We start from the raw sequence: 20475 nt of genomic DNA on the forward strand, positions 1-20475 counted from the left end.
TGAATTATTGTTGTCTTCTTGCAAGTGACACAATATATTTATATCAGGTTTTTTTGTTATCTTCAAAGACTAAATCTCTTTATTACAGGAATACTTTGTTTTCACATACTAATAGTAGTATTTTCATAAAAAAATAATATATTTATGAATTTGTTGAGTAATGGTAAAATAGATACTATAATATTTACAAAGTCCCGTTAAATAAATTTTTGAGGTGAAGTCATGGAAGAATTTAATATGTACAATTTAAACTTAATAAGTGATTTTCCAGTAAAGGTATTTAAGGAAAGAGAAGAAGATTTAGACTTAATCATTCCTATAGAAAATAGAACAGTAAATCTTTGTATTGATAATATGCCACAAGTTATGGCTTCTAGAATACAATATAATTCTGTTAATAGCATTATGATAAGGATTTCTAAGGATGAGGATGATAACATAGGTACAATTCACTTTTTAAGTAATGAAGGTGTTCATTCCACAGTGAGCAATTTTGAAATAGATTATGGAAGGTGTAATATTAAAGTACTATTTAAAGAGTATTATGTGGATATTTTATTTATTGATACTAACTGTCCTATGGGTTACGATAAGATTTAATATTTGTTATAGTTTTTTAGGCTAGAGATTCGGTTTATTCATTTTCTAAAAGCACTAAGGGAATCAAGGTGGAACTTATTTGCAGTTCAAGTGTTAAATTTGAATCCCCATATATACAATAGGTTGTAGGTTCTGTTATAATAGCCATTATTAAAAGGAATTTGCACAGGAGGATTGGTTCTTATTTATGAAAGAATTTAAGTTTAATAAATTGACAAAAAAATATACTAGAAGACAGCTGGCTTTAAGCTTACTTTTAACTGTATCTGTAATAATAACGTCTATTGGATTATTTGCAAAAGGAAGCATTTTTTATGGAAGATTGCTTGGGGTTGTAGGGCTTGTTGCTGTATTTATGTCATACACAATGATTAAAAAAGTAAGAATTATTGATGATATAAATTATCTTGTTATTCAAAAGGATAGATTTGAGCTTAATAGCAACTTTGCTCCTAAAGGAAAAATGTTCAAGTTTAATGATATAAGAGATGTTCAATTTACTATGAAGGGCATTAAGTTTAAAGTAGGAATTAGAGATTACAGAATATCTTATAGCTTCTTAGAAGAAAAGGATATTGAGAAAGTTAAAAGCGTATTTGAGAGATATTAAAGGCTTCAAGGGAACAAAAGTAAGTTCCATGTAAGGGTTAATTCTTGATTTTAGAATTCTATAAAGTCAAAAAATAGTAAGCTATTTAGTTAGCTTACTATTTTTTATTGTGCGTCTAGCATGGGGGTATGCAAACATAAGATAAGGCTATCTGTGAATAGCTAATAGCTCTATACTTGCAACTACACTTACAAATACCTATCTTGGACAGTTAGGACATACAAGTATCTATAAAAGGTATAAGCAGATGCATTAAGTTCTATTGAATCACCGTATACCGAACGATACGTACGGTGGTGTGAGAGGCCGGTAGATAAAATAATTAGCTACTTCCTACTCGATTGTTGTCCACTTTTCATTTTTAATCAATGTCAAATGTACATAATTTTGCATAACTTATAATTAGGAGGTTGATAAGAATGAAAATATTCTTGGATTTTGGACATGGTGGTAGTGAAACAGGAGCAGTATCAAATGGACTAGTTGAAAAAAATATGAATTTAACAACAGGTCTAGCATGTAGGGAAGTGTTACAACAATATGGTATAGATGTTAGAAGTTCCAGGACAGATGATAGATATGTAGGATTAAATGAAAGAGCTAATATGGCAAACTCGTGGGGAGCAGATTACTTTGTATCTATTCACTATAATTCCGGTGGAGGTGATGGTATAGAGGTAATCCATTCTATTTATAGAGGAAAAGGAGAAACTTTAGCTAAGGCCATTGTTAACGCAGTAAATAGAGATACAGGACAAAATTTACGCCCTACTCCAACCTATAGTAGAACTGGCTCAGATGGTAAGGACTACTATGCGGTTATTAGGGAAACAAGCATGGATGCCATAATTGTAGAAAGCGGCTTCATTGATAGTGGCGATAGAGTTTTGTTTGATACTCCAGAAAAACAAAAAAGTATGGGAAGGGCTATTGCTCATGGGATACTTGATCACTTAGGCATAAGTTATGAAGAAGAAAACAATAATACTGTAGAGCCTCAATATTATGTTGAAACCTCATATATAAATCCAGATGTTTATGTAAATGGAATTCTAGGTTTCTTTGATGACAATGGAATAAAAATTCAAATAAAAAGTGATGCAAAAGGGCCTTTTATCCAGACTATGCATATGGATTTAGATAGATGTAGATTAATAGCATATACCTTTACAAGTCGATTTGATATAATGGCTTATGTATGGAGAGAAGATAAAATAACTGACCAAAACGGAAATATAAGTTATACTCCAAGAACTTTAGTTTAAAAATTATAAGGTAGACCTTAAGAATAAGGCTACCTTATTTACTTAGATTTTAAATCCCAATTAACTCCTAAAATAATATTTTAGGAGAATAAAAAATCTAGGAAGTATAAAGATTCCTAGGTTTTTTGCAGGGGCAATAAGGCTTTAATCTGTAACCAACGGTCTAACCCTCTTAACAGTAATATTAATTTATGGGTGTAAGAATGCCAAAGGTTAAGAAGTCAATTGTAAAAAATTAAAAAAATTTAGATGCTTTAATGGATTTTTTATAAGCTTCAAAAAGGCTACTGGCGAATAGCCAATAGCCATATACTTGCATCTACACTTACAAATACATATCTTGAACAATTAGGATGTACAAGTATCTATAAAAGGCATAAGCAGATCATTAATTTATATTGAACCGTCGTATACCTAACGGTACCCACGGTAGTGAGAGAGGTCCGTAGATAAAATAATTATCTACCTCCTACTCGGTTGCTTAAAAAATTATACACAGATTTCTTTTTTATCTAATATAGTAGCTTTCCCACCAATTTTAATAATAAAGTTATCCATTTCTCCTTCAACCTTAGCAATGATTTCACTAGGGTTTTCCATATAGTAGCCTTGCTCACATACTATTGTTGTATCATCAGTGAAAGGATAAAGCTTATTCTTAATTAAATAAGCAGCTAAGGCTCCATTAGCAGTTCCAGTTGCGCTCTCTTCATCGATGCCCACTGCAGGTCCAAAGTTTCTTGTGGAAACCGTAGAAGTCTTGTTTTCAGTTTGGAAGCTGAAAGCATGAACTCCAATTAACTCTCTTTCCTCGCTATATTTAGCTAGGGCCTTAAAATCAGGACTAATATTTTTAAGAGCTTCTAGAGTTTTAACAGGAAGAATTAAATCACTAAGACCAGTGGATACTGCCATTGGTCTAGCCATATAGCCGGTTACTCCTACACCTATATCATTTACAGAAATACCAAGGATATCACAAAGAGGTTCTAAATCCTGTACTGAAAGGGAAAATATAAACCTTGGCTCAGCTTGAGTCATTAGCACATTTTCCAATCTGTTATCTTTAAAAGAAAGCTCTACATCTAATATTCCAGCTAAAGTTTTTTGCTTTACTTTAACAACTTCGTTAGCTCCTTTAATTATGCCTAATTGGCCTAAGGTGCTAAAGGTGGCAATGGTGGCATGACCGCATAAATCCACCTCTGTAGTAGGGGTAAAAAATCTCACATGAAAGTCATAGCCCTCTTCTTTAGATTTAATAACAAAGGCAGTTTCAGAAAGTCCAACCTCTTTGGCAATAGCTTGCATTTGCTCAGAGGTTAAGCCTTCAGCTTCAGGTACTACTCCTGCACCATTTCCACCATCCCCATTGTAGGTAAAGGCATTAACAATATATACTTTTTTTTTCATCCGTATCTCTCCCATGATTATATTTTGCAAAATACTATATTCTTAAAATAATACAATAAAAAATTAGTCCGTATTACTATAATGTTTTAATAAATAATTTCAACATTTATTTTAGGTACATTTCTCCAATTTTATTTACGTCTCCTGCACCCATAGTAAGAAGCAAGTCACCTTCTTTTAAAGTAGCTTTTAAATAGTGTACGATGTCCTCAAAGCTATGGAAGTTTGTAGCTTTAATCCCTTTAGCTCTAATTGCGTCTCCAAGAGTTACAGAACTCACAATTCCAGTATCCTTTTCACGAGCAGCATAAATATCTGCAAGGATTAATTCATCTACTCCATGAAAACATTCTACAAAATCTTTAAATAAAGTTATAGTCCTAGTGTAGGTGTGAGGTTGGAATACTGCAATGATTCTCTTGTGGGGATAGTTCTTAGCAGCCTTTAAAGTAGCTTGAATTTCTGTTGGATGATGAGCATAGTCATCAATAACAGTAATACCATCTTTTACTCCCTTAAGCTCAAATCTTCTATGAGTTCCTCTAAAATTAAATAATCCATTTATAATTGATTCCTTAGAAATATTTAATGCAAGGGCACAACAAATTGCTGAAAGAGAATTAAGCACATTGTGTTCTCCAGGAACATTTAGTTCTACAGTGAATAGTTTTTCTTCGCCTTTGTAAGCATCAAAAACTCCACAACCGAAATCATTATAAGTTATGTTCTTAGCTCTATACTCTCCATTATTTATTCCATAGGTAAGCACATGGCATTTAGCATTCCTAATCACATCTAGCACATTGTTGTCCTCTGCATTAGCAACCACATAGCCTTCTGCAGGGATTATATCCACAAATTTATGGAAAGTTTCTTTAATATGATCTAAATCTTTAAAATAGTCTAGGTGATCTGCCTCAACATTAAGTATTATTCCGATATAAGGGTGAAACTTTAAGAAGGAACCCTTATATTCACAAGCTTCAGTGACAAAATATTCACTGCTGCCAGCTAAAACGTTTCCATTTATAACATCTAATTCTCCACCTACAAGAATAGTTGGTTCCACATTTTCCTCTAATACAATATGAGAAACCATTGAAGTAGTAGTAGTTTTTCCATGGGTTCCAGAAATAGCAATTCCATACTTATGGCCAAGCATTATTTTGCCTAAAAACTCTGCTCTGTCCATCATAGGAAGGTTAAGTTCTACAGCTCTCATGTACTCTACATTATCAGGATGAACAGCAGCAGTATAAACTACTAAATCTACATCCTTTATATTATTGCTGTCATGGCCAAGGTATATTTCAGCACCTTTATTTCTAAGTTTCTCTACAATGGAAGAATCCCTCATGTCCGATCCCGACACTTTGTAACCATTCTTAAGTAGTATTTCTGCAAGCCCACTCATACTTATTCCGCCAATACCAATGAAGTGAACTTTTTTATTTGTATCCTTTAAAAAATCGAAAGACATGATAACAGCTCCTTATAATAAAAATAGCTCATCTTTAAATTATATACAAAAATACTAAAAAAGGACACTATGAAAATAAAAATATAAAAATGGGAAAAAAGTTGACATGAGAACATGTGTGCGTATAAAATATTCGTATAAGTCATTAGAGTAAGTTTTTATAAAAAAGTCCTTACTAAAAAAATTGCTAGAAGCTACAAGGTAGAAATTTTGGAAGTATGTGAAAGCTTTTCAGTAATCATATAAATTTTCTTTATGCACTATGCTTTAAATTTTAATATAGAGAATCAAAGACGGGGCGTATCCTACTTGCGATATCTATCTTGGTTCCCTAAGGCTTTTGCAAGAATCAGTAAATAAATAGCATAATCAAAGCCTATAGCTAACCTATGGATAAAGGTATATAAAAATTTATTTTGTATATAAACTTTCTAAGTTTCTGCATATATAATTTTTGAGAATAATATGAGGGGGAACAGGGTATGGGTTATGAAGAATTAGTATTAAGGGGAAAAGCTGGAGATAAAGAGGCCTTAGAGGAATTAAGTAGAAAGTTTACAGGCTATATTATAAAGTGTGCTAATAATGTGTACATAAATGGTTATACTCAGGAGGACTTACTTCAGGAGGGGTACGTATCTCTTGTGAAAGCAGTGGACAAGTATGATCCTAAAAAAGGAAACTTTACAGCTTATGTAACCTTTGCTATAAAGAAAAACTTCAATTATAAGATTAGAGGCAAAGCTAGAGAAAATTATATTGGAAGCTTAGACTATGAAATAAACCAGGATACTCAATTGCTTGATTTTCTTAGCACAGAAGAAAATATTGAAGAGGATTATGTGAAAAAAGAAGTTTTAGAAGAAATAAGTAAAGTTATAAGTAACCTTCCAAAGGAGTTAAGAGAAATAATTGATTACTATTATATTAGGAATAAGGGAAGCCTTAAGGAGTATGCTGAGGAGAAAAATATTAATTACAGCACACTAATAAAAAGAAAAAGTCAGGCTTTGAAAATTATTAAAAATAGTTTAAAGGATGTTCATATGATAGAGTAATAAATGCAATGGATGAGGGGTTATCTATGTTTTAGACATATAAAGCAGTATACACTTTGTTAATAATCCTAATATTGAAAAAAATAACAAAACCCCTTCACTTTTTGAAGGAAGTATGTTAAAATATAAACAAAGGGTAACACAAGAGAGTTTTTGCATTAAATTTATTAAAAGACACAATTACTAGAATGCATAAGTCCTATGAAAATACTTTTAATAAGTAAATCCACTAAAATTTAGGTTTTAGTGGTAAAATTATGGAGGAGTGTGTGAAAATGTTAACAATTACTGAATACCAATATCTAACCTGGCAGTTTAAACTTAAGAGAAGAGATGACGAAAAAGCAATAAATGAGTTAGATGAAGTTATAGATGGAATAGACGTTGAATACTTAGGATGGCAATTTGAAGGTGTGTCCGTATAAGGCATTGACCTGTCATTTATTTTCAAATGCCTAAAAATTATTATTGAAGTCCCTATAATTTATATATTTTTTTAGAGTGGCTAAGGATGAATAGCTGCTCTTTTTTAGCTGATAAAACTCCACCTCAAAGTAGTAAATAAACTTTGAGGTGGAGTTTATTTATTTCATAAATAGTGGAGCAACCTTGCAAGGTTTAACCTCAATAGTTTGCCATACATTTCCCTTAACATAGGGTTCCATGGCAAGCCATTTGTCTAGATCTTCTCTAGAAGGAAAATCTACCATAAGAACTGAACCTATCATTTGCTCTTTTTCATCTACTAGTGCAGCAGCACATAAAAAGTTCTTTGATTCTTTCATTGAAGCTGCGAGAGCTAGATGTTCTTCACGATAGGTAAGTCTTCTTTCCAGTGCATTTTCATCTTTTCCATCATAGCCAGTAACTAAAAATTGCATAAAATCACTTCCTTACTAAAATTATGTTTAAGCTTATATTACTTTTTTATTATAACAAAACTATAAAAATACTTCTATTATTGAAAGAAAAGGTTTTTTAGGAGAATTGCGTAATTTAGGAATATGAAGCCCTAATGTGGAAATATTAAACATATACATTTCATCTATGAGGAAGGGGCTTGTTTATAATGAAATTTGATTTTAGAATTTTTATATTTGTATTAGTTGCCACTGTAGTTTATATCCTTGGGAATTACTACATAGGAAGAAGAGTAATGGAACGGATACAGTATAAATACACTGTAAATACTAAAATGTTTTGGACTGTATTTTGGATAATTGCCTTGGCTTATGTCGTAAATCAAATTGCAGGAAACTATCTTCCAAGGTTTGTTTCAACTCCTATTTTATATATAGGGATTTACTACATGGCAATTGTATCTTACTTAATGCTCATATTTCCTATTATTGATACTATTAGATTTGCTAATAAAAAGTATGCATTTTTACCTAAGGACAGTACGGTATATAGTAGTTTTAGTTTTTATGTAACTATATTTATGGCTGTAGCTTTAACAGGGATTTTAGTTTATGGAACTTGGAGTGGAAGGAGTACCTATGTAAAGCCTTATGATGTTAATGTAAGTAAAGCTTTAAAGGAGAATAACTTAAAAATTGCTTTAATTTCGGATATACATCTTGGAGACTATATGGATATAAAAAGGCTACAAAATTTAGTTAGTGAAGTAAACAAAATGAACCCTGATATTGTGCTTATTGCAGGAGATTTAATAGATAGTTCTATTAAGCCCTTTGTTGAGAATCAAATGGCAAAGGAGTTAGGGCAACTTAGCAGTAAATATGGAACCTATTTTTCTTTTGGTAACCATGATTTAGGAAGCAAGGTACCGCAGCTTACAAGTCTCTTAGAAGAAGTTGGAATTACAGTGTTAAAGGATGAATATAAACTAATTAATGATAGTTTTTATGTGGTAGGAAGGCAGGATGTGGCTATTAAGAGGACGGGAGGAAGTAGGAAAAACTTAAGTGAGATTACGGAAGGTATAGATAAGAGTAAGCCCGTTATAGTAATTGACCATAATCCAATGAATGCTAGTGTAAAGGAAGCTCAAGAAGAGAAGATAGATTTACAGGTATCAGGACATACCCATAGAGGGCAATTTGTACCTTATAATTTTTTTACAAATAGAGGTTATGATTATGTCTATGGCTATGATAGAATTGAAGACTTTAATGTGGTGGTATCTTCAGGCTATGGAACCTGGGGACCACCAATTAGGATAGGTAGCAGATCCGAAATAGTTCAAATTAATTTAACTAGCAATATGGAATTAGTAGATAAGGGAGGTTCCCGTTAGAATAGTATATATTAAAAATAAAGAAAATTTTATTAACAACTAAAATAACGGACTGTCAAAGTAATTTCAATAATAATTTGTTTTGACAGTCCCTTTTCAATGACTTTGTTACCATATTTTACAAAGAAATGCCGCTAATATATTTGTTGAATAATCTGTAATCTTTGAATAAAATGTAAATATGGGGTGATTGTTGGTGAAACGTGAAAACTTTTATAAAGAAGTTATTAAAAGATCTCCCTTTGCCTATTTTTATGGCAAAGTAATCAGAGATAGTAAGAATGAAGATATAATAGATTTTCTTATATTAGATACTAATGAGGCTTTTAGAAAAATGGCTAAGATTAAAGAGGATATTGTTGGAACGACAATAAAAGAAAGTTTCTCCAACTTTGGGGAACAGAACTTTTCTTGGGTGGATTTTTTTAGCAATACCAAGACTAATGGTGAAATTAACACTGTTGAAGTTTTTGTGGATAAGTTAAAAAGTTGGTTTCAAGTGCATATTTCTCATTATAAGGAAGATGAGTTCATTGTACAGCTTATGGAAGTACATAGAGAAGAGCCCTTTTTAAAGGCTTTAATAAATAATTTGACTTTTTCTGCTTGGGCTAAAGATAAAGAAGGTAGATACATTCTTGTAAATAATCACTATGAAAGGGATAGTGATTATTTACAAGATGAGGTACGAGGGAAAACAGATTTTCAACTTTGGGATAAAGAAAGGGCCAATCAATTTTATCAAGAGGATGAAAAGGCCATAGCAGATAATGGGAAACAATCTTCATTTGAATATTATTATAAAGATATGTGGTACAAGACTCATAAGGCTGCGGTACATGATGATAATGGAGAAGCTATGGGAACTATTGGGTTTTCTATAAATATTGATGAGGGAAAGAAAATAAAAAGGGAAATTAACAATAAGGATAAGTTCTTTAAAACTCTAATAAACTGTATACCTGATTTTATATTTTTTAAAGATACTAATGGAGTTTATTCGGGTTTTAATGAAGCGATCTTAAAAGAATATCTAGGTGGAGAGGAAAAGGACTTTATTGGAAGAACTGATAAAGATTTAATAAGAGAAAATAATCATGTAGAGGATATTATAGCTCAGGATAAGGAAGTTATTAATGAAGGAAAGTCTAAAATATATGAAGAAATGCTAACCTTAATTGATGGTAGTGTGAGGAAATATGAGACTATCAAAAGTCCACTTTATGATGAAAATAATAATATGGTAGGTATATTAGGTATTTCGAGAGATATAACTCATAGATATCTTTTTGAAAAAAAATTAATGGAGAGTGAAGAACGCTTTAGACAGTTAGCGGAGAATATTGATGGTGTTTTTTATGTTCGAGAGGATAATAAAATTACTTATATTAGCCCAGGTTACGAAAAGCTATTTGGAAGAAAGTGTGAGGAACTCTACAAAAACCGAAAGGATTTCTACAGTGTAGTACATCCAGATGACTTAGATATGTTTATAAAAAGAGATGAAAATCAAAATATGGATGAAACCTATAGAATAATAGCATCTGATGGGAAAATAAAATGGATTTGGACGAGAAGTGTTATGGTGGAAAGTCATAATAATAGAGGGCCAAGAATTTTTGGGATATCTCAGGATATTACAGCAATAAAGGAAGCAGAAAGAAAGCTAGAAGCATTAAGGACGGAGTTTTTTGCAAACCTATCTCATGAATTTAGAACTCCTTTAAACTTAATATTTAGCTCTTTACAAATGTTAGAGTTAAATTTAAACAAAAAAACAGATAATGATATTAGTAAGATTAAAGATTATGCTAAGATTATAAAACAAAATAGCTTTAGACTTTTAAGACTTATTAATAATCTTATTGATACCACAAAAATGGATGCAGGACACGTAGATTTTTACCCTGAAAACTATGACATAGTAAACTATGTTGAAGGTATATGTAATTCGGTAGCTGGCTTTGCTGAAGAGAAAGGTATAGAGGTTATCTTTGATACAGAGTGCGAAGAAAAAATAATTGCCTTTGATTTAGATAAGATGGAAAGAATAATTTTAAATTTACTATCTAATGCAATTAAATTTAATAGTAATCAGGGAAAAATAGAAGTCATGGTGAGCTGCAAGGAAGATAAGGTTCAAATTTCTGTAAAAGATACTGGCATTGGAATACCAGAGGATAAGCTTCAAGATGTATTTGAAAGATTTAAACAAGTTAACAATAGATTAACTAAAATTAGTGAGGGAAGTGGTATAGGATTATCTTTGGTAAAATCTTTTGTAGAGCTCCATGGTGGCACTATTGAAGTGAATAGTGAAGTGGAAAAGGGAACAGAGTTTATAACAACTTTGCCAGATGTGATACTTCCACAAAATAAGGATGTAACGAATAGTCAGTTAGTTTGTAACTCTAGAGTTGAAAGAATAAGAATAGAGTTTTCAGACATTTATGGTATTAATATAAGGTGTTAAAATTGTAGGTTTGGTTTTCATTTTTTGGGCATTTAAACCTATTCTTCCTCTAAAACACTAGTTTAATATATGTGAAACTGCACAAACTTATATTACTTTACAGTAGTACTTAAAACTCACAGTGCTATTAAAAGTAAACAATAAAGTTATAAAGAGGAGGAATTCATTATGTCAAACAGAAGTAACAATAGAGCATTAGTACCAGAAGCTAAAGAAGGTTTAAACAGATTTAAAATGGAAGCAGCTCAAGAAGTAGGAGTTAACTTAAAACAAGGTTACAATGGAGACTTAACTTCAAGAGAAGCAGGTTCAGTAGGCGGACAAATGGTTAAAAGAATGGTAGAAGCTTACGAAAGAAACCTATAATACAAATTTATCTTTTTTTAGATTAAATTAAGAGAGCTATCTAGATATAGCAGTGTGCTATGTTTAGATAGCTTTTTATATATCCTATAATTCTTATACAAGATAATTTATTAATAAATCGTTAGAGTATCAAATGGACTTTATTAGAAAAATCCCTTTAATCATGGAAAGTTTCTTAATTTTAGGGTTTATTTAGTTTAACTACTCTTAACGGTTTCTTCAATATTAGCTTTAAGAATATCTGGTAAAGTACATGGATTAGTTAAAGAAAGGGTTAACCTCATTGTAACAGGTACATAGCCAAAGGTTTGTGTATTTCCTACAGTGGTAGTTATTACCTTGATACTATCAACTTTTACAAATTCCTCAATTGATGTTGGGCAACTACCAGAGTCATCACTAGAAGTATAGCATCTTACACTATCAATCAATACATAATCAGAAAAGTACTGATAATAAGGTGATTTTGTACATTTAAGAGGAATGTTTAATGCAACTTTAATAGACCCAACGTACTTAAATTTATTAAGATATACAGGGCAGTTAATTACGCCTGTTCCACAAGGGTTGGGGATATCAGCAACTACAGAATATTGCTCAACAACACATTTTAAGTTGTTTTCTAATATGCTTATTAGTGGAACATTAGTATTAGTGTCAGGTGCATTTTCTTGTCTTACAAGAGCAATAAAGTCAAATGTAATTTCTGGAGTATAATCTTGAGAATTATCCGATTCTTTAATGACGTGACTTGGTATAAGCTCTTGCTCCACTCTAAATTCTTCTAATTTTTTTTCTATAATATTCAGTAACATTTAAATATATCATCTCTCTTTAATTATATTTTAATTAGTTTTTATCTACCTTAGAGGAAATCTCTTAGGTTAGTAACCTGCCAGTTAATTAAGAAGGAAATTCTTTAGAGGTACTTTCATGTGAAGTCTCCTTATCCGTTATAGGTAGACCTTTAGTAAGGATATTAACCTGGTTATAGGACTGGGTTTCATTACATAAAGGTCTATCTTCTAACGCTTGATGATTAATTGATATAATTTTATTAACTAGCAAATCGCTATCCTTTAAATCACTATTAATTAGTGGCATTTCAGTTTTTGGCAAGTTTTCTTCAATTAAAAGATTAACCTGTTCTAGCGGAAGAACTGGCATAGATGAAGTATTTTCCCTTGGCTCATTTGTTTTCGCTGTAGGGTGTAATTCTTCTAAATCTAGCATGTCTTTGTCTAAAACATAGTAGCTAAGATAACAATTTAAATCTTTTCCTATTAGTTTAGGAATACTTTTGTATATTAATTTATTTGGAAACCTAAAATCTAAATAGAATGATACTACTTTTTCAGATTTGCTTTCTGCAATACCTAAGACTTTTTCTTGTATTATAATTATTTTAATATTGTCGTTCTGCTGTGCGGGATTATGAATTACACCTTCTAAAGTTGACCTGATAATTTTGTTTTCGTCTAGTAGTTCTATAGTGCAATTTTCAGGATTATCATTTAGTTGAAGACTAAATAACAATTTTTTTGAGTTGTTATCATGGACATTTATCCCCCAAGTTTTATTTTCTATAACTATAGAGTTTGAGTTGGAGGGAAAGTAATTTAACTTCATTCTAAAGGCTATATCTTCAGAATCAATATAATAAAAAATTTTTTCCGGTTCAGTTATAAAGTTTAGGATTGAATTTGATTTTTCACTTTCTCTATTAGTACTTATGGGCTCTTCTATCCAAAAAGTATTTGAAGTTGGAAACATAGTAACACTTCCTTATTTTTTAGTTTATATAATTTTTAATATAAAAGGATAAAATTAAAATCTTCTATAGTATAGACGACTACAATTAATGCCTACTCTATACATGATTCTACAATAATAGTATATGTGTGATATAATAAAAGGTTAAAAACTCAACATTTATTCTGAAGTTTATAATAAACAATAATGAAATGTGAATAAGGCTATATTGTAAACAAATGGAAAAAATAAGCTTAGTATAAGCAGTATTAATTGTCAGCTCTACTAATTTACTAAGGTTTAAGAAAATAGAGTTCTGCATAAAATCTCTCTATGAATTTTGTCATATTATAGTAATAAGCTCCCATAAAGCTTATCATTAACATAAGTTTTTTGGGAGCTTATAAATTATTTATTCAGAGATTTCTTGTGCTGTGATGCTATATTTATTTAGGCTGACATTACCAGGCAATAAAGTTACTCCAACTGCATCTATTGTTATTGATATATAATAGGTTGCTGTATCTTCAGAGCCTCTAATAACTGGATTTTCAACAAACTGTATTGGAATCACATAATCAACTGATGGAATAACTAGAGCAGCTGCACCAACGGCAAGGGTTTGAACAACGCTATAAGCTAGATCAGTTTGAGCTTCATCTCTGTAAATGCTTATTGTTGCAGAAATTTTTTGTAATGCAATTAAAGTTAGACTTTCAATTCCTAGTGAGAACACACCATTAATTAGAGCTAGATTGCTTTTGTTAGTTAACTTTAGGTCTAAGCTATTTACAAAAGTGCTTACGCTTGGAGTTAATTCTATAGACTGCATGCTTTGAGCACTATCAAATGCCATTTTTGTTTGAATTAAAAAACGTTTAGCCATTATTTATATCTCCTCGTAATAGTATTAAAGATTAGCTACTAACCTTCAATATCATTATATGTACAAGCTGTTATTTTGCTACTTATTGAAATATTTCTGAGACAATGCTTCGAAATTTAATATTTATTAGGTACATCTAACACTTAATATATGAGATGAATATAATATATTATGCTAATGTAATTGGAGGTATATATGGAAACTATTTATATTATTACTTTTCACTCAGCTAATAATAGCCTATTAGCATACAAGTTACTAAAGAATTGCAGATTAAAAGTTGTTATGATACAAACACCGTGTAGACTTTCAGCAGGATGTGCAAGATCTATAGAGGTTAAGGAAAAAGATATAGATACAGCAGTTAGTACAATTAAAGAAAATAGTTTAAGTATTCAAGGTATTTATAAAAAGTTTATAAATCCTAACACTAGGAGATATGATTATGTTGAAGTATATTATTAACGCTACACTATATTAATAGAATATTTTAGGAGGTTATATGATATATCTAGATAATGCTGCCACCACATTTCCAAAGCCAATATCAGTATGTTTGGCAGTAGAGGATTGTATTAAAAACTACTGCGCTAATCCAGGACGGGGGTCCCATGATCTCTCATTAAAATGTGAATTAAAAATAATGGAGTGTAGAGAAAGAATTGCTAAATTATTAAATGTTAAAGATCCTATGAGGATTATATTTACTTCCAACACAACTGAAGGGCTTAATCTTGCTATAAAAGGAGTTTTAAATCCCGGAGATCATGTTATTACTACTATGATTGAACACAATTCTGTATTAAGGCCACTTGAAGCTATGAGAAGCCTAGGTGTAGAGGTAACTATGATACCAGTAGATAAAGAAGGTTATATATCTATTGCAAATATAACTAATTCAGTAAAAAAGAATACTAAAGCAGTGATTATTAACCATGGTTCAAATGTGTTAGGAACAGTTCAGGATATTAATGCTATAGGGAGTCTTTGTAAGACATTAGGGGTATTGTTTATTGTTGATGGAGCTCAAACTGTTGGATACTTGGACATCAATGTAGAAGAAATGAGTATAGATATACTAGCTTTTCCAGGACATAAGTCACTTTTAGGACTACAGGGGATAGGTGGTATATATATTTCACCTAATATTGAATTGAAGCCATTAAAGGAAGGCGGAACGGGTAGTTTATCTAATAGTATGATTCAACCAACTTTTTTGCCAGATAAATTTGAAAGTGGAACAGTAAATACGCCTGGAATTGTTGGATTAAGTGAAGGTGTTAATTTTATATTGAACACTGGACTCAATAATATTAGAAAACATGAAGGTGAGCTTATAAAACAATTAACAGAAGAGTTGAGAAAGCTACCTTACATTAAGCTATATGGGGAATTAGATTCATATATTAAGGCCCCAGTTTTATCCTTTAATATAGAAGGTTTTGATAGTTCAGAAGTGGGGGAGCTTCTTAATGAAAAAAACTTTTGCGTTAGATGTGGGTATCATTGCTGTCCAATGATTCATAAAATAATTGGCACTAGCAATACTGGGACAGTAAGAGTTAGTCCAGGGTACTTTAATTCTAATGTGGACATTGAAGAATTTATAATTGCTATAGAAAATATCTACAAATTGAATTTTTAATTAATAGACTATGGGATATGGAATTCAGAGGAAAACTATTATTTTATGCCACAAAAAAAACCACTCATTAAATTGAGTAGTTTTTATTCATATAGAAAAGAGGCTAGTTCTTATATTTATACATTTAGCATTATAAGGTAGCCTCTTTGAAAATGATTATGATTTTAAATAACATCTTCAAGTGCTAAAGTTTATCAATAACTATAGATACTAGGAAGAGGTCCATGAAAATCTTACGTTAATAATTGAAATTTTAAGTCAACGTTTTAAATTCAAGCGGTTCTTTGCACCGCTAATTTCCAGATTTAAATAATTTTTTTATAAAAGAATCTTTGTTTTTTTCCTCATAATAAGCAAGTTGTTTTTTTAGAGTAGTAATTTCATCTGTTTTCTTATCTAAAATTAATTCTAGCGAATTTACATGTAGCTTTAGCTCCTTAGATTCATTAATGTAATTATTTTTAACTATATCACTTTCTGAAAGTAGAGTTTTAAGCTTGCTGAACTCTTCCTGATTTTTTTCTAACTCATTTTCATTTAATTGAAGGTCCTTCATGTAGTCCATCAATTCTTTAATTTTGCTTTCATAAGAAGACACTAGGTTTTGTTTTTCTGATAAAGCCTTTTCAAGGGCAGTGATTCTATTATGTTTTTTTGATATTTCTTCATGGAGGGAAGTAATGCTTGAACGAAGTTTATTTTTTTCTTCATCAATTTTCATGTTATTTTTAGAAAGAGTCTTAATTTTTTCCTCATAAACCCTTAGTCTTGAATTTAACTCTAAAACAATATTTGATTCATGTACTTTATCTTCAACAATGCTCAAATGATTATTTTGACTGGAAGAATTTAGAGCACTTTCAGTAGATGTAGTATTTAATTTACTTGGTTCACAAATAAGTTCAGTTATCTTATTTAGATGTTTATTATAGAAAGCATTATCAGTTTTAATCGACTCATTCTGAAAAGCTATCTCTAAAATAAAACTTGTAGTAATATTGGTATTTGATTGATATGGATATTTATTTATGCGATTTATGTTTGGTAAGGGTATTTCACACACTGGTTGCATTTTCGATGAAGCATTAATTTGATTAATTTTTAATACACAACCATCAACATAGGTAAGAAATATCAAATCTTTTGAAAGTATTATTAAATTATTATACTGAGCTATGTTGTTAGTACTTTGTATTAAGTTTCTTTTAATCTCAGCTCCAGAGCTCAAACCTAATTGAATATATCTCTTTTGTTGTTTATAAAATATGAAGGAATAAATTAGAGTATTTTTATATGTCATAATACAGTAATCAACTATAGGGTAGTAAGATGAATCTAATAAGTTGAAGTTACTCCAACTAGTTTTCCTTTGATTAAACTTTCTGTAGCCAAGCAAGTTGGGATATGAATTTTTTATATAGCAAACAGTCAATTCATAGTTCTGTATGTTTACTATAAATGGGAGTTCATTTTTATATTCAATATTATCTAGAGCAAGAGGTGGGGATAGTATCAAATTATTGTTTAATATCCTAAAGTACAGAGTATTAGTGTTATTATTTTCATTTATATAAAAGATATACAAGCAGTTATTTATAGATACTATATCAATATACTTAGTGCTTTGGGAAACTTTAGTTAATATGATGCTACTAACTAATTCATATTTTAGTATATTATATAGAACAAGCTCCCCATTAGTATTTGTAATGATTACAGAAATTATATTATTATTAGTTAGTATAACGGTATTTAAACAACTACACTCTGAAAGTATAGCTTTTTCATCAATGAGATTATTTTCTAGATATCTTGACATATATAGTTTTTGATTAACTCTATAAAAGCTTAGTAATTCATTATCAACTTCAATATAAAAGTTATCTCTTTTATATGAACTCATAATAACCTCCATAATATTACTATTATATAATATGCAATATATAACAATTTATTACATAAGGATAATTTTCATGCAAAAACTGCAGTTATACATGAAATTGAGTTCTATTACTGGTAAATTAACGAGTTTAATTTGATATTTTAAAAAGTTCAGTATCAGGTAGGAAATATGTTTGCTTTTGTGGTTATGCTCTAAAATAGTAAACATTTAATTATAAAACTCCTTATTGATGAGATTAAGCGTGAATATAGAGCATATAAAAATTTTACAATAAATTTGAAAAATTTTGGCAGGTAATTTTAAAAATTATCACATTTTTGTATGAGATTCATATTATATTACTAGATAGTTATTAAACTATAAAAAGGAGGATATCTTTATGCAGGATAATTTTGAAGTAAGTAATTCTCAAGCACAACAAGTATTAACTGATGAATGTATAATAGCACAAAAAGTTTATGGAAAGTGTAGACAACAGGACTGCTTAGGAACTGTTGATAGCAATACAACTCCTTCACCAGGAATGATTCAGATTGAATCATCTAGGTTAGGTGAAACTCAAAGCATTACTAATGCTGCATTAATTGGGGGAACAATCGCTCCTAATAATATTATAGCATTTAACGCTACTGTTTCTAATGTAGTATTAGTGCCTAATACCTTTGAACTATCAGATATAAAAGTTTTAAATATCACACCTAATGCATTTGGGCAAGATGGTTTCTACGATGTTACTATTAAATATACATTCAATTATGAAATAAACTTGCTAGATAGCAATGGAGATCCAATTGCAGTAACTCTTGGAGCAGGACCAGGAACTATAACTAACATTAGTGCATTTACAACCTATACAAAACTAATTTCATTATTTGGAGGAGAAGCTTCCAGCAATACAGTTGTTACAACTAATACTTTATATTCATCAGCTTCACAATATAATGAAGGAAATCTTCCATATGTATTTGCACAAGGTATAGCAAACCCTATGGCAATTTCTATAGGAACTTATGTTGTTAATGATATAACACAATACCAAGCTGATATTACTATAGGTTTATTTACTATAATTAAGTTGTTTAGAATAGTAAATATGATGGTTACCTCAGCTGGAAATTGCGATATACCAGTATGTGAACCAATCCAACCTGGTGATCCATGTGATTATTTTAACAGCTTACCATTCCCATTTGATGACTTTGATCCACCATCAGGGCTACTATAATTTTTGGTCCAACATAGTAAACTATGTTGGACTACTGTAAAAGTAGGCTGTTATAAAACAAATATTTATTAATTTAGTATTAATGAAGTCATACATAATAAAGAGATCGAATCTCTTATTGTGCATGACTTTCATATTATTTATAGCTCTATAAAATACACAGTAGGCTCTCTTTATATTATTGAATTTTAATGTAAATAAATATTGTAGAAATACAAAAAAATGTGTTCGTTTTTCAATAAGTACATATTATATACTAGGATGAAAAATCCTAAAATATTAAATTTACGGGGATGAATTTTATGGCAATTAATTTTAATACTCCAAAATCATGTACAAGCCGTGCTGTCACAGTGCAAGGAACTGTTGCTGCAGGAAGTTTTGGGTTATTAACTATTAGATTAGATGTTACAAATACAGCTACACCAACTAGAAATCGCTCGTTTTACAGGGAAATAGATCTTGATAATACAGCAAGTGCTACTTCGTTGGCTGTTAACGCTTCTTATACGTTATCAATCGTACCAAAACTAGTGGGTTCAGATACCGTTACAGAAAATTATTCATTTTCATATGATGTAAATGAATAATAACTATTCCACTTATGGAGCCATTTATGGCTCCATATTTTAAATATCAGATAAGAAGAGAGGTGTAGCTTTGGCAGTAATATTAGTTCCAGCTACTAAAAGTCTTACAGTTACAAATAAAATTCCATTTGGAAATATAAATGATAATACTATTATTGTTGGTGATGATGGGGAGTTTAGTTATATAAGTTATTTGTATTTTGATATTTCTTCTATACCGAGTGATGTTTTGATTGTAGATGCTGAATTAATATTATTCAAAACTAATAATTTTTACAATAACCTTAATAAGGTGCTTTATATTTCTTCAATAAGTGATTATTTTAGCACTTATACAAACTATAATAATCGCCCAAAAACTAACGGTGTTATCAAGAAAACTTTTTTTCCTTTGACATCAAAGATTAGTGTTAGTATTAATGTAACTAACTTATTAAGATTATGGAGCAGCAATCAATTAAAAAATACTGGTGTAGTGATATTTAGTGATTCTAGAAGTGATCTTTCAGAATTTGGATCAGCAGTCAGTGATGATAGATATATTATTCCATTCCTAAGAGTAATAGTTAAACCTATGCATAATGAAAGTGAAACTAAAAAAAAAGTTGATATTGCAACAACAAAAAAGATACAAGTGATTGGAGCAGTTGAACCACACTCAAAGTATGAGGCTGTTGTAAATGTTGAGGTGACTAGGGCTAACTCTGGTAAGGTAGATAATTATTATGTTGCTGATGAATATGATAATTCAGAGGGAATGACTTCTCTGTCAATTGATAAAACCTATAATGTGGCAATTATACCGGCTGAAAAAGCAGGCGATGAAGAGGTTGTAAATTTTTATGGGTCATATAAAGAATAATACAAGTATATTTTAATTTAACTAAATCAGTAACCTAAGCAATTTAACAATGTATTTAGGTTACTGATCAGCATAAATATAAGATAG

Annotated in this window: 20 protein-coding genes; 13 read left to right on the top strand and 7 right to left on the bottom strand. The window is 30.4% G+C overall.

Annotated features, from left to right (window positions below):
• The first annotated feature begins 222 nt into the window (after positions 1-222).
• The 3 genes from J2Z44_RS18830 to J2Z44_RS21675 all read left to right on the top strand — a co-directional run bounded on the left by J2Z44_RS18830 (position 223) and on the right by J2Z44_RS21675 (position 2475).
• A complete protein-coding gene (locus J2Z44_RS18830; protein WP_021281928.1) occupies positions 223-600 on the top strand; it encodes a hypothetical protein in 378 nt (125 codons plus the stop codon).
• A gap of 187 nt (positions 601-787) precedes the next feature.
• Positions 788-1210: a hypothetical protein gene (locus tag J2Z44_RS18835; protein WP_021281927.1), complete on the top strand. Its 423-nt coding sequence runs from the start codon at positions 788-790 to the stop codon at positions 1208-1210.
• A gap of 419 nt (positions 1211-1629) precedes the next feature.
• Entirely contained in the window at positions 1630-2475 is an 846-nt protein-coding gene (locus J2Z44_RS21675) for an N-acetylmuramoyl-L-alanine amidase family protein (RefSeq protein WP_021281926.1), read from the top strand.
• A gap of 489 nt (positions 2476-2964) precedes the next feature.
• Here J2Z44_RS21675 and J2Z44_RS18845 read toward each other — a convergent pair whose 3' ends face one another.
• Together J2Z44_RS18845 and murC are read right to left on the bottom strand one after the other, a co-directional pair.
• Positions 2965-3888 (bottom strand): PhzF family phenazine biosynthesis protein, encoded by a 924-nt coding sequence (locus tag J2Z44_RS18845; protein WP_021281925.1) that lies wholly within the window; start codon positions 3886-3888, stop codon positions 2965-2967.
• A gap of 106 nt (positions 3889-3994) precedes the next feature.
• Positions 3995-5368 carry a UDP-N-acetylmuramate--L-alanine ligase gene (gene murC / locus J2Z44_RS18850; protein WP_021281924.1) on the bottom strand — a complete coding sequence of 458 codons (1374 nt, stop codon included), beginning with the start codon at positions 5366-5368 and terminating at the stop codon, positions 3995-3997.
• 482 nt (positions 5369-5850) lie between these two features.
• On the opposite strand from murC, the gene J2Z44_RS18855 reads away from it, so the two are divergent.
• Entirely contained in the window at positions 5851-6426 is a 576-nt protein-coding gene (locus J2Z44_RS18855; RefSeq protein WP_021281923.1) for a sigma-70 family RNA polymerase sigma factor, read from the top strand.
• Positions 6427-6695: 269 nt separating this feature from the next.
• Positions 6696-6851 (top strand): hypothetical protein, encoded by a 156-nt coding sequence (locus tag J2Z44_RS18860; protein WP_021281922.1) that lies wholly within the window; start codon positions 6696-6698, stop codon positions 6849-6851.
• Positions 6852-7010: 159 nt separating this feature from the next.
• Here the strand turns inward: J2Z44_RS18860 and J2Z44_RS18865 are convergent, their stop codons facing one another.
• Complete coding sequence (locus tag J2Z44_RS18865) at positions 7011-7307, bottom strand: YciI family protein (RefSeq protein ID WP_021281921.1); 297 nt, start codon at positions 7305-7307, stop codon at positions 7011-7013.
• A gap of 188 nt (positions 7308-7495) precedes the next feature.
• Between J2Z44_RS18865 and J2Z44_RS18870 the strand changes: the two genes are divergently transcribed.
• The 3 genes from J2Z44_RS18870 to J2Z44_RS18880 all read left to right on the top strand — a co-directional run bounded on the left by J2Z44_RS18870 (position 7496) and on the right by J2Z44_RS18880 (position 11525).
• On the top strand, positions 7496-8686 hold the full coding sequence (locus J2Z44_RS18870; protein WP_021281920.1) for a metallophosphoesterase: 1191 nt from the start codon (positions 7496-7498) through the stop codon (positions 8684-8686).
• A 196-nt stretch (positions 8687-8882) separates the two neighbouring features.
• Positions 8883-11159, top strand: coding sequence for a sensor histidine kinase (locus J2Z44_RS18875; RefSeq protein WP_021281919.1), 2277 nt, complete (start codon positions 8883-8885; stop codon positions 11157-11159).
• Positions 11160-11327: 168 nt separating this feature from the next.
• On the top strand, positions 11328-11525 hold the full coding sequence (locus J2Z44_RS18880; protein ID WP_021281918.1) for an alpha/beta-type small acid-soluble spore protein: 198 nt from the start codon (positions 11328-11330) through the stop codon (positions 11523-11525).
• A gap of 197 nt (positions 11526-11722) precedes the next feature.
• Here J2Z44_RS18880 and J2Z44_RS18885 read toward each other — a convergent pair whose 3' ends face one another.
• From J2Z44_RS18885 to J2Z44_RS18895, 3 genes are all read right to left on the bottom strand, one after another.
• Positions 11723-12340 carry a hypothetical protein gene (locus J2Z44_RS18885; protein ID WP_021281917.1) on the bottom strand — a complete coding sequence of 206 codons (618 nt, stop codon included), beginning with the start codon at positions 12338-12340 and terminating at the stop codon, positions 11723-11725.
• Between the two features lie 88 nt (positions 12341-12428).
• Positions 12429-13298, bottom strand: a complete 870-nt coding sequence (locus tag J2Z44_RS18890) for a hypothetical protein (RefSeq protein WP_209649938.1) — start codon at positions 13296-13298, stop codon at positions 12429-12431.
• A 391-nt stretch (positions 13299-13689) separates the two neighbouring features.
• Positions 13690-14163 carry a hypothetical protein gene (locus J2Z44_RS18895; RefSeq protein ID WP_021281915.1) on the bottom strand — a complete coding sequence of 158 codons (474 nt, stop codon included), beginning with the start codon at positions 14161-14163 and terminating at the stop codon, positions 13690-13692.
• Between the two features lie 195 nt (positions 14164-14358).
• Here J2Z44_RS18895 and J2Z44_RS18900 point away from each other — a divergent pair, with 195 nt between their 5' ends.
• Together J2Z44_RS18900 and J2Z44_RS18905 are read left to right on the top strand one after the other, a co-directional pair.
• Entirely contained in the window at positions 14359-14628 is a 270-nt protein-coding gene (locus J2Z44_RS18900; RefSeq protein ID WP_021281914.1) for a putative Se/S carrier protein, read from the top strand.
• Between the two features lie 37 nt (positions 14629-14665).
• On the top strand, positions 14666-15808 hold the full coding sequence (locus J2Z44_RS18905; RefSeq protein WP_021281913.1) for an aminotransferase class V-fold PLP-dependent enzyme: 1143 nt from the start codon (positions 14666-14668) through the stop codon (positions 15806-15808).
• 292 nt (positions 15809-16100) lie between these two features.
• On the opposite strand, the gene J2Z44_RS18910 is transcribed toward J2Z44_RS18905, so the two are convergent.
• Positions 16101-17711 carry a hypothetical protein gene (locus J2Z44_RS18910; RefSeq protein ID WP_021281912.1) on the bottom strand — a complete coding sequence of 537 codons (1611 nt, stop codon included), beginning with the start codon at positions 17709-17711 and terminating at the stop codon, positions 16101-16103.
• A 379-nt stretch (positions 17712-18090) separates the two neighbouring features.
• Between J2Z44_RS18910 and J2Z44_RS18915 the strand changes: the two genes are divergently transcribed.
• The 3 genes from J2Z44_RS18915 to J2Z44_RS18925 all read left to right on the top strand — a co-directional run bounded on the left by J2Z44_RS18915 (position 18091) and on the right by J2Z44_RS18925 (position 20388).
• Complete coding sequence (locus J2Z44_RS18915; RefSeq protein WP_021281911.1) at positions 18091-18936, top strand: hypothetical protein; 846 nt, start codon at positions 18091-18093, stop codon at positions 18934-18936.
• 302 nt (positions 18937-19238) lie between these two features.
• Positions 19239-19526, top strand: coding sequence for a hypothetical protein (locus J2Z44_RS18920; RefSeq protein ID WP_021281910.1), 288 nt, complete (start codon positions 19239-19241; stop codon positions 19524-19526).
• Positions 19527-19596: 70 nt separating this feature from the next.
• Positions 19597-20388: a DNRLRE domain-containing protein gene (locus tag J2Z44_RS18925; protein WP_209649940.1), complete on the top strand. Its 792-nt coding sequence runs from the start codon at positions 19597-19599 to the stop codon at positions 20386-20388.
• Positions 20389-20475: the final 87 nt, after the last annotated feature.

It is taken from the genome of Clostridium punense, assembly GCF_017874425.1.
GTDB classification, from domain to species: domain Bacteria; phylum Bacillota; class Clostridia; order Clostridiales; family Clostridiaceae; genus Clostridium_J; species Clostridium_J punense.

What these genes read in the sequence shown, in the direction of transcription:
- J2Z44_RS18880 (WP_021281918.1), top strand. Translation starts at nt 11,328, where the DNA reads ATGTCAAACAGAAGTAACAATAGAGCATTAGTACCAGAAGCTAAAGAA.
- J2Z44_RS18900 (WP_021281914.1), top strand. Translation starts at nt 14,359, where the DNA reads ATGGAAACTATTTATATTATTACTTTTCACTCAGCTAATAATAGCCTA.
- J2Z44_RS18870 (WP_021281920.1), top strand. Translation starts at nt 7,496, where the DNA reads ATGAAATTTGATTTTAGAATTTTTATATTTGTATTAGTTGCCACTGTA.
- J2Z44_RS21675 (WP_021281926.1), top strand. Translation starts at nt 1,630, where the DNA reads ATGAAAATATTCTTGGATTTTGGACATGGTGGTAGTGAAACAGGAGCA.
- J2Z44_RS18915 (WP_021281911.1), top strand. Translation starts at nt 18,091, where the DNA reads ATGCAGGATAATTTTGAAGTAAGTAATTCTCAAGCACAACAAGTATTA.
- J2Z44_RS18905 (WP_021281913.1), top strand. Translation starts at nt 14,666, where the DNA reads ATGATATATCTAGATAATGCTGCCACCACATTTCCAAAGCCAATATCA.
- J2Z44_RS18845 (WP_021281925.1), bottom strand. Translation starts at nt 3,888, where the DNA reads ATGAAAAAAAAAGTATATATTGTTAATGCCTTTACCTACAATGGGGAT.
- J2Z44_RS18890 (WP_209649938.1), bottom strand. Translation starts at nt 13,298, where the DNA reads ATGTTTCCAACTTCAAATACTTTTTGGATAGAAGAGCCCATAAGTACT.
- J2Z44_RS18865 (WP_021281921.1), bottom strand. Translation starts at nt 7,307, where the DNA reads ATGCAATTTTTAGTTACTGGCTATGATGGAAAAGATGAAAATGCACTG.
- J2Z44_RS18830 (WP_021281928.1), top strand. Translation starts at nt 223, where the DNA reads ATGGAAGAATTTAATATGTACAATTTAAACTTAATAAGTGATTTTCCA.
- J2Z44_RS18910 (WP_021281912.1), bottom strand. Translation starts at nt 17,711, where the DNA reads ATGAGTTCATATAAAAGAGATAACTTTTATATTGAAGTTGATAATGAA.
- murC (WP_021281924.1), bottom strand. Translation starts at nt 5,368, where the DNA reads ATGTCTTTCGATTTTTTAAAGGATACAAATAAAAAAGTTCACTTCATT.
- J2Z44_RS18895 (WP_021281915.1), bottom strand. Translation starts at nt 14,163, where the DNA reads ATGGCTAAACGTTTTTTAATTCAAACAAAAATGGCATTTGATAGTGCT.
- J2Z44_RS18835 (WP_021281927.1), top strand. Translation starts at nt 788, where the DNA reads ATGAAAGAATTTAAGTTTAATAAATTGACAAAAAAATATACTAGAAGA.
- J2Z44_RS18885 (WP_021281917.1), bottom strand. Translation starts at nt 12,340, where the DNA reads ATGTTACTGAATATTATAGAAAAAAAATTAGAAGAATTTAGAGTGGAG.
- J2Z44_RS18855 (WP_021281923.1), top strand. Translation starts at nt 5,851, where the DNA reads ATGGGTTATGAAGAATTAGTATTAAGGGGAAAAGCTGGAGATAAAGAG.
- J2Z44_RS18920 (WP_021281910.1), top strand. Translation starts at nt 19,239, where the DNA reads ATGGCAATTAATTTTAATACTCCAAAATCATGTACAAGCCGTGCTGTC.